At 63.4% G+C, this 14,179-nt stretch carries 17 protein-coding genes and 1 pseudogene; 1 reads left to right on the top strand and 17 read right to left on the bottom strand.

Annotation, left to right across the window (positions count from 1 at the left end):
* Positions 1-201, top strand: a 201-nt coding sequence (locus DT069_RS24795; RefSeq protein WP_425450486.1) for a hypothetical protein, incomplete at its 5' end; no start/stop codon positions are given.
* 93 nt (positions 202-294) lie between these two features.
* Here the strand turns inward: DT069_RS24795 and DT069_RS22810 are convergent.
* The 17 genes and pseudogenes from DT069_RS22810 to DT069_RS22730 form a co-directional block, all read right to left on the bottom strand.
* Positions 295-498, bottom strand: coding sequence for an SDR family oxidoreductase (locus DT069_RS22810; protein WP_425450485.1), 204 nt, complete (start codon positions 496-498; stop codon positions 295-297).
* 177 nt (positions 499-675) lie between these two features.
* A complete protein-coding gene (locus DT069_RS22805) occupies positions 676-1,026 on the bottom strand; it encodes an ethanolamine utilization protein (RefSeq protein ID WP_119462648.1) in 351 nt (116 codons plus the stop codon).
* Positions 1,027-1,228: 202 nt separating this feature from the next.
* The gene (locus DT069_RS22800) at positions 1,229-1,627 is read right to left on the bottom strand and encodes a RidA family protein (RefSeq protein WP_119462647.1); all 399 of its coding nucleotides are present in this window, start codon (positions 1,625-1,627) and stop codon (positions 1,229-1,231) included.
* Between the two features lie 127 nt (positions 1,628-1,754).
* Positions 1,755-2,699 (bottom strand): pirin family protein, encoded by a 945-nt coding sequence (locus DT069_RS22795; RefSeq protein WP_119462646.1) that lies wholly within the window; start codon positions 2,697-2,699, stop codon positions 1,755-1,757.
* 93 nt (positions 2,700-2,792) lie between these two features.
* Positions 2,793-4,172, bottom strand: coding sequence for an alginate export family protein (locus tag DT069_RS22790; protein WP_162913387.1), 1,380 nt, complete (start codon positions 4,170-4,172; stop codon positions 2,793-2,795).
* Between the two features lie 21 nt (positions 4,173-4,193).
* On the bottom strand, positions 4,194-4,892 hold the full coding sequence (locus DT069_RS22785; protein ID WP_119462644.1) for a pirin family protein: 699 nt from the start codon (positions 4,890-4,892) through the stop codon (positions 4,194-4,196).
* On the bottom strand, positions 4,889-5,110 hold the full coding sequence (locus DT069_RS22780) for a DoxX family protein (RefSeq protein ID WP_162913386.1): 222 nt from the start codon (positions 5,108-5,110) through the stop codon (positions 4,889-4,891). Before DT069_RS22780 ends, DT069_RS22785 begins: the two co-directional genes overlap by 4 nt.
* Before the next feature lie 31 nt (positions 5,111-5,141).
* Positions 5,142-5,363, bottom strand: a pseudogene (locus DT069_RS25105) (DoxX family membrane protein); the annotation flags it as partial.
* The gene (locus DT069_RS22770; RefSeq protein WP_119462641.1) at positions 5,345-5,521 is read right to left on the bottom strand and encodes a DUF1427 family protein; all 177 of its coding nucleotides are present in this window, start codon (positions 5,519-5,521) and stop codon (positions 5,345-5,347) included. The gene DT069_RS22770 and the pseudogene DT069_RS25105, both read right to left, overlap by 19 nt.
* Positions 5,518-5,739 (bottom strand): DUF1427 family protein, encoded by a 222-nt coding sequence (locus DT069_RS22765; RefSeq protein ID WP_119462640.1) that lies wholly within the window; start codon positions 5,737-5,739, stop codon positions 5,518-5,520. Before DT069_RS22765 ends, DT069_RS22770 begins: the two co-directional genes overlap by 4 nt.
* On the bottom strand, positions 5,736-7,409 hold the full coding sequence (locus DT069_RS22760; RefSeq protein ID WP_425450484.1) for an MFS transporter: 1,674 nt from the start codon (positions 7,407-7,409) through the stop codon (positions 5,736-5,738). Before DT069_RS22760 ends, DT069_RS22765 begins: the two co-directional genes overlap by 4 nt.
* A gap of 24 nt (positions 7,410-7,433) precedes the next feature.
* Entirely contained in the window at positions 7,434-9,434 is a 2,001-nt protein-coding gene (locus DT069_RS22755; RefSeq protein WP_119462638.1) for an amidohydrolase, read from the bottom strand.
* Between the two features lie 141 nt (positions 9,435-9,575).
* The gene (locus DT069_RS22750) at positions 9,576-10,274 is read right to left on the bottom strand and encodes a hydrolase (RefSeq protein ID WP_119462637.1); all 699 of its coding nucleotides are present in this window, start codon (positions 10,272-10,274) and stop codon (positions 9,576-9,578) included.
* Between the two features lie 56 nt (positions 10,275-10,330).
* Complete coding sequence (locus DT069_RS22745; protein WP_425450483.1) at positions 10,331-11,287, bottom strand: alpha/beta fold hydrolase; 957 nt, start codon at positions 11,285-11,287, stop codon at positions 10,331-10,333.
* An 85-nt stretch (positions 11,288-11,372) separates the two neighbouring features.
* The gene (locus DT069_RS22740) at positions 11,373-11,759 is read right to left on the bottom strand and encodes a response regulator transcription factor (RefSeq protein WP_119462654.1); all 387 of its coding nucleotides are present in this window, start codon (positions 11,757-11,759) and stop codon (positions 11,373-11,375) included.
* 136 nt (positions 11,760-11,895) lie between these two features.
* Positions 11,896-12,522, bottom strand: coding sequence for a response regulator transcription factor (locus tag DT069_RS22735; RefSeq protein WP_119462635.1), 627 nt, complete (start codon positions 12,520-12,522; stop codon positions 11,896-11,898).
* Positions 12,519-14,141 (bottom strand): ATP-binding protein, encoded by a 1,623-nt coding sequence (locus tag DT069_RS22730; protein ID WP_425450482.1) that lies wholly within the window; start codon positions 14,139-14,141, stop codon positions 12,519-12,521. The genes DT069_RS22735 and DT069_RS22730 overlap by 4 nt, the downstream gene beginning before the upstream one ends.
* Positions 14,142-14,179 lie beyond the last annotated feature (38 nt).

Below are 14,179 nucleotides of genomic sequence, written 5' to 3'. Positions count from 1 at the left end.
GTGGTGCCTGACCCGGCGGCGCCGCCGTGCGTTATGGCGGCGCTCGCCAAATCTGTGAATGGCACGGCCATCGCCTCCTTGGGCGGCGACATGGCCGTCGTCGCGGCGATCCGGCGGCGCCTGAACATCCGCTGGGGCGTGTTGCTGGCGGAGCGGGCGCGCGGGGATGATCCTGAGTCTGCTCCCGGCGGTTTGTCGTGACACCGGGTCGGCGCATCGATCGGCCGTGGATCCGGTTTGCGAAGCGAACCGGCGATGATACTGCATCCCTTCCCTTCGGCCCGGGACGTCACCTCACTCCGCATTCCGATCTTGTGAGCAGGACGCTTTCACCTCGACGGTCTCGTTGACGGCCCGCTTGATAGCGTCCGGATCGGCACTGTCGGCCTGGACGGCCAATCCAAGGCGGCCCAGCTTCTCGATCGAGGACACGACGCTGTCCGCGCGCTCAGGCGAGTTCTGATACGTAATCGCGATGTCAGCACCGTTTTCGGCCAACGCCTACGCAATTGCGGCGCCGATGCCCCGGGACCCTCCGGTTACGAGCGCGCGCTTGCCCTTGAGATCAATCATGTTTCATCCTTTTTGCGGCATGTCTGTGGAAGGCCCGCATTCGGGCCTGGGAACGTCGTCAAGACGTTCTCCTTTGAGGTGCCCCACCGCGACCTGGGGCGATCAAGCGTCCGGCTCTTGCCAATGAGGGTAGGTGACATAAGCCGTCACAGCACCATCCTCGTGGGAACGGATCGTCACCTTATCGCCTTTTTGCATTGCGATGACCTCCCCGGTACCTGCCGTCACCGATCCGTGGTCATCGGAGACAGTGCTCTTTCCTTCGAGGATCACCATCGTGTCGTGCACGGCCATGGTCTCCTCCAGGCTCTGGGTCGGCCCGTAGCGCCCAAAACCGATCGTCACTGGCCCGCCGTGACGCTGGTCGAGGACGTTGCCGACGAAGATGTCGCCATCCTGCCCTGGCGAGCGTTCCAGCGGGGCGTCGGCAATGGCAAACTTGTGAATGGTCATGGACTGTCTCCTTTATTATTGGCTGTGGGAATCTGGAGCGTCGTGAAGCTGTGGCGGTGAACGCGGAACGCCCGATCGAATCTCGGAACCTGCGCGTCAGTCCTTGACGCAACCGGTGGCTGATCCGCCTATCCGGGACCGAAAGATCATGCGGTTCGGCGGGAGATTGGCTGTGCCACCGGATGAGTGAGAGCCTCAGGATTTACTTGCTCTCTGGTATGCGCGCGATGACCTTGATCTCGAAATCGAAACCGGCAAGCCAGTTCACCCCAATGGCTGTCCAGTTCGCGTAAGGCGTTTGGGTGAAGTTCCTTTGCCTGACTGCCATGACAGCTGCGAACTGGTTTTCCGGGTCCGTGTGGAACGTCGTGACGTCCACGACATCGTCGAACGTGCAGCCTGCAGCGTCGAGTGTAGCCTTGAGGTTGTCGAAGGCCAGCTGGACCTGACGTTCGAAATCGGGTTCGGGTTTTCCATCGCCACGGCTGCCGACTTGCCCCGAAATAAAAAGAAGATCGCCTGATCGGATCGCTGCGGAATAGCCATGTTCTTCGTAAAGAGCGTGCCTGTTTGCGGGAAAGATTGCTTGGCGTTTAGTCATTTCTCGTTCTCCTTTCATAGTTGTGGATGGGTATGCCGACGAACATTGTTCGACAGCCCGGTCCGCCCTAGCGTCGCGCGATAGGTGACATGGGCATCACCGAGAGCCAGCTGAACCTGTGCCCTGATCAGTTCAGCTGTTCGGGCAGTGGAATGAACTCTGCCTCATCGCCGGGAGGTAGTCGGAAGCGGCCATGCTCCCAGTCGCCCTTGCGCCAGGCCTCTTTTGCGGCGTCGATCTTCTCTTGCGACGATGCGACGAAGTTCCACGAAATATAGCGCGGCCCATTCATCGTCTCGCCGCCCAGCACCATCAGCCGCGCGCCGGTCTCGCCGGCCGTCAGGCTGATGTGGTCACCGGGGCGGAAGACCATCATCTGCCCCGCGGCGAAGCTGGTTCCGGCGACAAGGATACTGCCCTCGACGACATAGACTCCCCGATCCTCGTGATCGTCGGGCAGCGGCAATTTGGCACCTGCAGCCAGCACGACGTCGGCATAGAAGGTTTCGGTGAACGTCTTGACCGGCGCGCGTGCGCCCCAGGCCGAGCCGAGGATCAGGCGAACCTGCTTGCCTTCATCCTCGATGAAGGGCAAGGCCTCGCGACCGTGATGCTCGAACGTCGCGGCCGTGTCTTCCGCGTGGTCCGGCAGAGCAACCCAGGTCTGGATTCCGAATGCAGAGCCGGGCCGGCGGCGCATCTCTTCGCTGGTGCGTTCGGAATGGGTGACGCCATTGCCGGCGATCATCCAGTTCACCTCGCCGGGATAGACCATCTGGTCGGCGCCGGTGCTGTCGCGGTGATGGAACGCGCCCTCGTAAAGATAGGTCACGGTGGCAAGGCCGATATGCGGATGCGGGCGCACGTCAATGCCACCTCCGGTCAGGAATTCGGCCGGACCCATCTGGTCGAAAAAGATGAAGGGGCCGACCATCTGCCGCTTGGGCGCGGGCAGGGCGCGGCGGACCTCGAACCCGCCAAGGTCACGGGTGCGGGGGATGATGAGGGTCTCGATCGCGTCGAGGCCGCTGGCTTCGGGACAATCGGGGGTCTGCGTGGGGTTCCAGCTCATGATGCTCTCCTTCGCTCAAACAGGTTCTAAGAGCTAGTGTCTTATGCCATTAATTCGAAGTAATTCTTTATGAAAACGACCAATAAAATCGTGTCAGAACTTGAACTGCAAGGTGAATTCGAGGAAATCAATGTCGTCGGATGGTCCCGTCGCCTTGATGAAGTCTCCGGCGAAGAAGTGGGTGTAGATCGCCGTGAAAGTCAGATGCTCGGTAATGGCATAATCCGAGGTGAGCGAGACGGCCGAACCGACGAAACGCTCGTCGCTGCCATTCGCCCCCCGGATCAGCCGGCCGCTCGGACTGTAGAGGCCATCCTCGGTCTCAAGGCGCCAGAAAAAGTTCACGTCAGTAGTGACCGACCAATCCTGGGCCGGCTTCACCGTTAGGAAGGGATGAACATTGAAGAAGTTGCGTGGCCCCAGGGCCGCAGCCTCCGAGAAATAATTACCGCGCGGGAATAGAGGGTTGAAGGTGCCGAGGTTAGCGTCGCCGGGATCGCCGTCGCCGCTGGCGATATTGGCGCTAAGCGCAATGCGCGGCCGCCAGCCAACCTCGACCCATGTGTAGCCGGTCTCCGAAGCGATGGTCCAGGCGCGGATGTCGTCGTCGCCGAATGAGCCGAACTGGTAGATGGCCTCCCAGTTCCAGTCCCAATTCCCTTCTTCGCCCCAGAGACGGAACCCAACTGAATGACGCTTTTCCTTTTCAGTGCCCTGCTCGAACGTCCCCCTATCGTCTTGGAATCCCAGATAGTAGAGGTCCAAGCTGCCAAACGGCAGCATCCGCTCGCCGCCGGTCGCATAGAGGCCCCACAGGGCCTGATCGTCATTCGCGTCGTCATCGAACACCCCCGGGTTCGTGGCACGGGGGCGCGCGGCGAGACCATCCACGCGCCAATCCGTCAATTCGAAGATGACGCGGGCCGCGTCGAAGGCACGCCGGACGTTCGGCCCCTCGCGCACGTCGACTAGGCGCCCGGAGCCGTACTGTAGCTCCTGCCGCCCAGTGCGGAGCGTCAACCCTGACTGATGAGTCGGGGAGAAGCTGAGGTCGATGAAGGCGTTTTGGACCTCGAGCTCGTTCTCGTCGACCGGGCTCGGCCCATGCTTGCGGCCTGCCTCAAGCGCGCTGAAGAGCTCACCGAAGACACGCAAATGCGGCCCCAATTGGAGATCGCCATGGAGCACATAGCGCTGGAGCCAGACCCCCGCCTCGTCCTGCGGGTCCTCGCCGAACGAGGGATCGTGCGTGTACTCGTAGCGTTGCCGGAGCTCGCCGCCGAGGCTGAGATAGACCTCGCCTATTTCGTCAAAGGGAACGAATTTCAGCGCATCGAGCGGGCTCTCGCGATTGGTCGGATCGCGAAAGCAGGCGATGTCGTCCTCGTAGCGGAGCTTGTTAATGCCCGCCTGGCACACCTCGTCGGCGCGGGCCGGTAGTCCATTCAGGGCGGCCGCACAGATTCCCGCCATGAGGAGCGCCCATCGCATTTGTCACTCGAGATCAAAGAGGAGAACCTCGGCGCGGTGCTCCGTGTCGAGCACAATCTTGCGCTCATCCGCAATGGCGGCTCCGTCACCCTCGCGCAGCTCATCGCCGTTAAGGCGAACGATACCGCGGGCGACGTGTACCCAGGCCTTTCGCCCGTCGGCGAGTTGATAGGCGATGCGTTCTCCTTCGGCGATCTCGGCCGCATAGATCGCCACGTCTTGATGAATGGTAATGGCGCCTTCCGAGCCCCACCGGTTGCCGATGAGGCGGAGGCGTCCCTGCCGCTCGTCGAGCCGAAAGCGTTTCTGCTCATAGCTGGGCGTAATGCCCCTTGCATCGGGGATGATCCAGAGCTGCAGGAAATGCACGGGCTCACTGCTGGATGGATTGTATTCGCTGTGAGTGACGCCGGTCCCTGCCGACATGCGCTGGACGTCGCCCGGAGAGATGACCGAGCCGTTGCCGAGGCTGTCTTTGTGTTCGAGCGCGCCTTGGAGGACGTAGGTAATGATTTCCATGTCGGCGTGGCTGTGCTCGTCGAATCCGGCGCCGGGTGCCACCCGGTCGTCGTTAATGACCCTGAGCGCGCCGAAGCCCATGTGATTGGGGTCGTGGTAGTGACCGAACGAGAAGGTGTGGCGGCTGTCGAGCCATCCCAACTGGGTGCGGCCTCGAGTATTCCGATCACGGACGATGATCATGGCGAAGCCTCCCGGTGACTGACGGAAAGGCGTCCCGCTCCGCGAGCCGTGAGCGCGAGAAAGCCGCCGACAACGGCGAGATGCTCAAGAGCGGTTGTCAGCTGTCTCTGGAAGTCTACGCCTTCGAAAGTCCAGAACGGATGACCGATTAATGTGGCGATCACCGTGAATGCGGCAAGTCCGAGGGCTGCAAGACGGACCCGCCATCCCAAAGCCACGGCGAGCCCTCCCGACAGCTACGATCACGGTCGCGGCGACGACCAGAGGGGAAAACGGCAAGCCGAGCTGCTCGAACTCGGCAATCGCCGCCTGCCAGCTCAAGAGTTTCGTCGCGCCGCTATAGAGAAAAACGGCGGCGAGGCAGAGTCTGGCAGCGAGGAGCAACTGATGATCCGCCGCTGCGCGAGCGGCTTCGGCACCGACCAGTATCTGGGCATCAAGAATGGGGCCTCTCACGGAACAGTCCCCCATTGGGCCAAGGCGAAGTCGGCTCCAAGGAACCCGAGCGTCATCGCCACGACCAGGAGCGCGCCGACGATGCGTGGCGGGGCGGGCAGCGGGAGGTCGAACCAGCGGCAGCCGACGCCGATCAGGCAGCCGAGGATGAGGCCGATAGAGGCGCTGATCATGTTTGAGCTTCCTTTGTCTTTCCCAACGGGCCGCCGCAGAGCGGCTTCGTCGTCGCTTTCCGGTGCGCAGCGAAACGGTCGGTGACGACGTAACCTAGAGTCATCGCAAGCACGAGCAGCGCGCCGATCAGGACCGGCGGCGCCGGTAGCGGAATAGCGACAAGACGGCAGGCGACTCCTATGGCAAGCGCAAGCAGTAGTCCGAGCGCGATCTTCATGGTTGCGGCCTTTCTGCGTCAGGCTTGGTGAGATGGCGCGCCGCATTGTGCGGCGGCGCGAGGTAATGCCGGACTTCCGGCGGGATCCCGCCGCGGTGGTAGGCGCGCACGGTGTCATGGACATCCTGATCGTGCCCGGTCGCGCGCTCGTGCTGGCGCAAGTGCTCCGCCCAGCTCGAAACGAAGAACCATTCGATCCAGACGCGGGGCTCGGCGGAGTCCTGAGAGACGCCCCAGTTGTACGCGCCATCCCGGTAGCGTTCGTCTGAAAGCTCGTGGATTGCTTTGAGGAATTGACCTGAGTCCGCCTCGTCGATGCGATAGCGGATCGTGACTAGCACTGGCCCTCGATCCAGGTGGTCGTCAAAGTCCTCGGCAACGACCGGCGCGGCCCAGCTCATGGAGGGCGTGAGATCGAGGTTTTCGCCTTGCCCGAGTCTGGCACGCCAGGTGAGCGGTATGGCGACAAGCGCTCCGGCCGCGGCGATCAAGAGTGCCGTCGGTATGGACGTCCATGTGGCGACCTGACCCCAGATGGCGGAGCCCGCCGCCATGCAGCCGAAGAAGACCATCAGCGAGATCGCCAGGCCACGCGCCCGTACCCAGTTGGGCAGCGCCGTCTGGGCGGAGACGTTGATGCTGGTCAGCACCGTGATCCAGCCGAGGCCGCAAAGAACGGCGCCTGGAAGGGCGGAAGCGGTACTGGTCGCCAGTCCGAGCGCTGCCATCGCGGCGGCGACCGCCACCGTACCGGCCGCCGCGAGGAGGTTCGAGTCGGCCTTCGGCCGGATCTTCGGCAACGCCAGCGCACCCACGACGGCGCCGCCGCCGATGGCGGCGAGCAGCAGGCCGTAAAGCTCGGCCCCACCACCCGGCAGCCCGCGCACGGCCAGCGGCAGGAGCGCCCAATAGGCGCTTGCGAAGGTAAAGAAGCCGAAGGAGCGCACCAGCGTCGCCTTGAGGGGGCCGTTCCGGCTGGCATGCCGGATGCCGGTCGCCATGGCACCGAGCAGGGGTTCAGGCGGCAGGCTGCGCGGCGGTGACGGCGGTGGCCTCCAGGCGATCAAGGCGGCGATGATAACGAGGTAGCTCGCTGCGTTGACGACGAAGGGTGCGGCAAGGCCGAGCGCGGTGATGAGGAAGCCGGCCAGGGCCGGCCCGATCGCCCGGCTGATGTTGATGCCCATGGAGTTGAGGGCGATCGCCGGCTGCAGGATCTCCCGTGGCACGAGGGACGGCACGATCGCCTGCCAGGCCGGCGCCATGAAGGCAGCGCCGGTACCGATCACGAAGGTGAACGCCAGAAGCCCTCTGGACGTCATCCAGCCGAGGGCGGTCAGTGCGGCCAGCGCCGTGACCACAACCGCCAGACCGACGTTCACGACGATCAAGAAGCGACGCTTGTCGACGCGGTCGGCGAGCGCGCCGGCGAACAGGGCGAAGAGGAAGAACGGCAAGGTCGTCGCCGCCTGCACCAGGGCGACGATCGCCGGGGACGGACTGAGGGTCGTCATGAGCCAGCCCGCGCCGACATCGTGCATCCAGGTGCCGACGTTGGAGATCAGCGTCGCGGTCCAGAGCAGCGCGAAGGCTCGATGGGAGAAGGGCAACCAGGAGGAGATCGGCGGTCCGGCCTCCATCCCCGTAGCCTTGGGAACGGCTTGCGTCATGGTTTCACCCGCTTTCCTCACCGCTCAAACCCCGAAGCACGAGCAGCCGAGCGCGCCCCAGAAGGACTTGAGGTCGCGCACGGGGATCGGGTTGGCCCAGGCGATCCGGTGGTCGTGGCCGTGGATTCCGCAGGCGCTGGCGCAGCCGTCATGGCAGCTGCGCGCGTGCTGGACGGACGGCTGCACAGAAGCGGTCCGCATGCCCGGGCTGGCGAACGCCCCGACCGGCGTCCATGAGGGGCTCGCCGGCGGCAGCGGCGGCGCGAGATCGGCGAAATCCTCCTCGCCATAGACCACCTTGCCGCCGACCATAGTCATCACTGCGTTGATGCGCCGGATCTCTTCCGGGGGGACGGACATCAGGTCCGCCGAGAGGATCGCGAGATCTCCATACTGTCCGGGCGCGAGCGTGCCCTTGACGTCCTGCTCGCCTGAGAACCAGGCGGACCCTTGCGTCCAGAGCCTGAGCGCCGTCTCGCGGTCGAGGACGTTCTCCTCGCCGTAGAGCGGCATGCCGCCGAGTGTCTTGCCGGTCGTCAGCCAGTAGAGGCTGACCCATGGGTCGTAGGATGCGACGCGCGTCGCGTCGGTCCCGGCGCCGACGGGCACGTCCATTTCAAGCATTCTGGCGATCGGCGGTGTCAGCCTTGCGGCTTCGGCGCCGTAGCGGTCGACGAAATATTCGCCCTGGAAGGCCATGCGGTGCTGGGTCGCGATGCCGCCGCCGAGCGCCTTCACCCGCTCGATGTTGCGGTCCGAGATTGTCTCGGCATGGTCGATGATGAAGCGGGTCTTGAAGGGCTGTTTCTGGTTGACCCGCTCGAAGACGGTCAGGAAGCGGTCGATCGACTCGTCATAGGTCGCATGGATACGAAACGGCCATTCGTTGGTCGCGAGCAGTTCGACGATCTTTTCCAGGTCGCGTTCCATGGTCGGCGCGAGGTCGGGCCGCGGCTCAAGGAAGTTCTCGAAATCCGCCGCCGACCAGGTGAGATTCTCGCCCGCGCCGTTCATCCGGAAGAAGGCCGAGCCCGCACCGGGCTCGGTCATCTCCACCCAGCGCTCATAGTCCGACAACTCCTCGCCCGCCTTCTGCGCGAAAAGGTTGTAGGCGATCCGTACGGTGAGCTCGTCTGCGTCGTGCAGGCGCTGGATGACCTGATAGTCCTCCGGATAGTTCTGCCCGCCGCCGCCCGCGTCGATCACGCTGGTGATGCCGAGGCGATTGAGTTCGCGCGTGAAGTGGCGCGTCGAGTTGATCTGATCCTCGAGTGGCAGCTTCGGGCCCTGCGCCAGCGTCGAGTAGAGGATCAGCGCCGAGGGCTTGGCGATCAGCATGCCGGTCGGGTTGCCGCGTGCGTCCTTCTCGATCACGCCGCCGGGCGGGTTTGGCGTGTCCCTGGTGATCCCGAGCGCATTGAGCGCAGCGCGATTGAGGAGCGCGCGGGCGTAGAGGTGCAGGATGAAGACCGGCGTGTCGGGCGCGGCGGCGTTGATCTCGTCGAGCGTCGGCATGCGCCGTTCGGCGAACTGGAACTCGGACCAGCCGCCGACCACGCGGACCCATTGCGGCGCCGGGGTGCGCTCCGCCTGGTTCCTCAGCATGCGGAGCGCATCGGCGAGCGAGGGTACGCCTTCCCACCTCAGCTCCATGTTGTAGTTGAGCCCGCCACGGATGAGGTGCGTGTGGCTGTCGTTGAGCCCTGGGATCACCCGCCGTCCGCCGGCGTCGATCACGCGGGTCCGGCGATTGGCGAACCGCATGATCTCGTCGCGGGGTCCCACGGCCTGGATCAGACCATCTCTGACGGCGACCGCCTGGCCCTCGGGATTAGCGCGATCGAGCGTCGTCACTCGCGCATTGATAATGATCGTACCGGTCATGCCATTCTCCTCGGAGCTTCGGGCGGTTGCGCAAACGGGGGCGATGAAGGCGAGAAGACCGAGCGCGCCGGCCGACTTCGTCACCTGCCGGCGAGTGACGCTCGCGGCGCCTGCCAAGGGGTTCCATCGGTTCTCGCGCATGTCTCGCGTCCTCGCTGTTTCGTCTCCCCGGTTGGAAAAAGGGCGGGCCCGCTGGGCGGTGCAGGCCCGCTAGATGCGCCGGGAGGGGGGTGAGACGGCCGCGGGGAGGATCGAGCCGTCAGATCCGACGTATTCGGAAGGCTACTCCGCAGCGGCGACAGCCGATCCAGCCGCCACCGGCTCGAGCCGCGGACCGTGCTTCACCCGCTCCGGCGCCTTGTGCACCATGGTGTAGGCGTAGTCCGCGCCCATCCCGTAGGCCCCGGAATGCTCGCGGACGATGTCCATGACGCCGTCATAGGTGTCGCGGCGCGCCCAGTCGCGCTGCCATTCGAGCAGGACCTGCTGCCAGGTGACCGGTACCACGCCCGCCTGAATCATGCGCTGCATGGAGTAGTCGTGCGCCTCCTTCGAAGTGCCGCCGGAGGCGTCGGCGACCATGTAGATCTCATAGCCGCCCTCGCTCATCGCGGAAAAGGCGAAGGTGTTGTTGCAGACCTCGGTCCAGAGGCCGGAAACGATCACCTTCTTCTGGCCGTTCTTCTTGAGCGCGTCGCGGACCTTCTGGTCGTCCCAGGAGTTCATCGAGGTGCGCTCGAGCAGCGGATGCTCGGGAAAGACGGCCAGCAGTTCCGGATAGGTGTGGCCGGAGAAGCTCTCGGTCTCGACCGTCGTGATCGTGGTGGGGATGCCGAACACCTTCGCGGCCTTGGCGAGCGCTACGGTGTTGTTCTTCAGAACTTGGCGGTCGATCGACTGGACGCCGAACGCCATCTGCGGCTGGTGGTCGATGAAAATGAGCTGGCAGTTGTTGTTGGTAAGTAATTCAGGCTTGTTCATGTCTTCTCTCCTCTACGTGGGGTGTGTCCGGTCCATCTGGTTGGAGGCCCGCCGTCTCAGCTGACGACGAACGCCAGAAGGTCTGCGTTCAACACATCGGCGTTCACTGTCAGCATCCCGTGCGAGAAACCGGGATAGGTCTTCAGCGTGCCGTTCGGCAGCAGCTTGACCGCCTTCAAAGCCGAGGCGGCGATCGGAACGACCTGGTCGTCCTCACCGTGCAGCACCAAAGTCGGCACGGTGATCGCCTTGAGGTCCTCGGTCTGGTCGGTTTCCGAGAAGGCCTTGATGCCCTCGTAGTGCGCCTTGGCGCTGCCCATCATTCCCTGCCGCCACCAGTTCTGGATCACACCTTCATGGACCGTCGCGCCCTTGCGGTTGAATCCGTAGAACGGGCCCGACGGGACGTCGCGGAAGAACTGCGCGCGATTGTTGGCCAGTGCCGACCGAAAACCGTCGAAGACCTCCATCGGTGTGCCTTCGGGGTTGCCGTCGGTCTTCAGCATCAGCGGCGGAATGGCGGCGACGAGGACGGCCTTAGCCACCCGGCCCGCAGGTTCGCCGTGTCTCGCCACATACCGCGCCACTTCGCCACCACCGGTGGAATGGCCGATGTGAACCGCGTTCCGTAGATCCAGCGCATTGGCGAGGGCAAAGGCGTCGGCCGCGTAGTGGTCGATGTCGTGGCCGTCGGCGACTTGGCTCGAGCGTCCGTGGCCGCGCCGGTCATGGGCGACGACGCGATAGCCCTTCGATAGGAAGAAAAGCATCTGCGCGTCCCAGTCGTCGGAGCTGAGCGGCCAGCCATGGTGAAATACGATGGGCTGGGCGTCCTTTGGGCCCCAATCCTTGTAAAAGATCTCAACTGCGTCATTGGTGGTGATTGTGCTCATCGGTTGGGTTCCTCGTGTTCGGTCGTGAGAGCTGGAAGGCTCGGTCGATTTCGTTTCAGTGGCCAACGCAGTCCTTGGAAGGTTTGCGGCGGCGATAAAGCCCGCGCCGCCGATCAACACGTCACACCGTGTCGCGACGGGGTTGGAAAGCGCATCAGAAACTCTCTTCCCTTTGGCTCCTTAGGGCTTGTGGCGCCGATCGCGATCATTCGAGCCTCCCGTTCCCATCGCCGATGGCTGAACGAATGCAGGCGAGAAGCTCGTCGGGCTTGAGCGGCTTCGCGAGATAGCATTGGACCCCAGCCTTCAGCGCGCGCGCGTGAGCTGCCTCATCGAGGTAGGCGGTGATGAGAACCGTCGGGATCGGGGTGCCCGATGCCGTCAGATAATTCTGAAGCTCGGGCCCGGTCATCCCCGGCATCCGCACGTCTGCAATCAAGCAGGCCGTTCGCGACAGGTAATCGGATTTCAGGAAATCGGCCGCGCTCTCGAACTCAGCAGCAACGAATCCAAGCGACCTGACGAGGCCGGCGACCGCCTCCCGGGCCGATTCGTCATCGTCGACGATGGAGATCAGAGTGTGGTCAGACATCACCATACTTTCCGTTGGCCCGGCCGGCCGTCTCAGCAGGGCCTGACGCTGTGTCACTCACGCAACAACTACGTGCGCGACGGGAAAGATGGAGAAATCAGGTGGGTGGGAACAATTATACTGTGGTTTCGGCCGTCTAAGGCTTTATGGTATCGGCAGCCAGCCTGTCGGCGAAACGCACCAAATCCGGCAGCGACTTCGCTTGCATCTTGCGCATGACCTGGCCGCGATGAACCTTTACCGTGATCTCGCTGAGATCGAGCTCTGCGGCAATCTGCTTGTTCAACTGCCCGGCAGCAACGAGCGCCATGACTTCGCGCTCGCGCGGCGTCAGCGAGTCGAAGCGTTGCCACAGTTCCGCGAGCATCATCGACTCTGCTCGGCGGCCACGGTCGATCTCGATACCCCTATGAACTGCGTCGAGCAGATCCTGATCGCGGAACGGCTTGGTGAGAAACTCAATAGCTCCTGCTTTCATCGCGGTCACGGACATCGCGACATCGCCATGGCCAGTGATGAAAACTATGGGAAGCCGGATGTCCGACCTGGCCAACTCCTGTTGGAACTCGAGCCCGCTCCTGCCCGGCAATCGGACGTCGAGCACCAGGCAGCCCGGCACGTCCGGTCGCTCGCTGAGCACGAACTCTTGAGTCGTTGCGAACGCCTGTGTCATATGCCCGACGGAGAGCAGCAGGCTCTCAATGGATGCGCGCATGGAGGGTTCGTCATCGATGACGAAGACGACGGACTGCTCCGAGCTCATCGCACCCGCCCCGCAGTCGGCAAGGCATCGTCCTCGTTGTCCGGCAGCGTGAACTGAAAGATGCTGCCCTGCGGAATGTTGTCTGTCGCCCATAGCCGCCCACCGTGAGCCTCGATAATCGACCGGCAAAACATAAGGCCCATGCCCATCCCGTCGGATTTGGTCGTAAAGAACGGCTCGAAGATCCGGTCCCTGCTCTCCGGATCCAGTCCGCTTCCCGAATCTGCCACGGACACGAGAACAGTGCCAGAAGCGTGACGTTCGGATTTGACACGCAGGACTCGTGGCCGGTCGGTCACGGAACTCATGGCGTCGATTGCATTGGCGACCAGGTTCGACACGACCTGCTGGAGCTGGATCGGGTTGCCGGTTGTGAGCGGCAATTGCTCATCGAGCTCAGCTTCGACGGATACGCGGCCAAGCTGCGCCTCGCCCTGATTGCGCTTGAGGACATTGCGAATGAGTTGATTCATATTCAGCGGTACGCGTTCCTGAGCGCCTTTCTTGAACATCGTCCTGATGCCTTCGATCACCTTGCCGGCGCGGTGACCGTCACTGACGATACGCTTCAGTGCCGCACGCGTCTCTTCGAGTTCGGGGTTCTTCTTTCCAAGCCAGCGCAAGCCCGCATCGGCATTCGTAACCATGCTTGCCAGTGGCTGGTTGACCTCGTGCGCGATCGAGGCCGACAAAGCCTCCATGGCCGTGAGTCGAGCCTCGCGCGCGCGGCGCTCCGCCGAAACCGAACGGGCGAGTCGAGCGTATAGCGTCGTCGTCTCCGAAAGCAGGACGAGCAGGACGACGCTTACCGAGATGAATCCGTAGAAACGTCCCGCCCACCAGCCGAGGCTGAGGCGATGACCCGCACTAACATAAGAGAGAAGAACAAGCTCGATGAGCAGCGTGCACAGGACGAACATCAGCCAAAGATCGAGCACCGAGCGCCGACGCGTCCAGAGGACGACGAGTCCGGACAGGTAGAGAAACACTGCCGTAGCTGGAACGTACTGCCACAACTCGGAGACATTCCTCGCGTCGCTCATGAACCGCGGCAGCGCGCCATCGCTCGTGACGATGAGCCAGTTCAGGCCGCATGCGATGGTGACGACCCCGGCAACACTTCCGAGAATTATCCTCCGCGCCGAGCCCTGCGAACTTCGCACGGAAGGATCCGCATTCTTCAGCAGCGCGTAGGCGAGCACGAACAGCGGGAAGCCGAGGCGCCGCAGCGTGGCGATCGAAGCGGTGCTCTGCAGACCCGCATCCGGGAGACCGAGCGATGCGAAAACGCCGGGGAAGGTGAGCGCCCACGGCACCACCATCAGCCCGGAGAAGAGGTAGCCGATCGAGAGGGCGAGAACGGCTCGAGAACGCTGAATCGAAAACAGCGCGAACAGCAAGGCTGAGGTAATCAGTTCGATGACAAACACGGCGCCGGCATAAGCCGGCAGCAGTACTTCGGTGTTCGTCAGCGGAACGCGCGCAAACGGCGCCGTGATCAATAGTGGGCCAACTAGCACCACCAGCACGCAAACCGCCAGCCGCTCTTGGCTCCGGCCAGGTGGGGACGTCGTAAGCAGGAACGGAGGGTCGTCCTGCGCATCGCTCGTCAACTTCACATTGTTTTCTCTCACCAGATCGTCGGCAAGCGTTCTAG

The organism is Virgifigura deserti, from assembly GCA_003576685.1.
In the GTDB taxonomy this organism is placed as follows: Bacteria; Pseudomonadota; Alphaproteobacteria; order Dongiales; family Dongiaceae; genus Virgifigura; species Virgifigura deserti.
The sequence above is the reverse complement of the archived record's forward strand: the minus strand, read 5'-3'. Positions and strand labels throughout refer to the sequence as shown.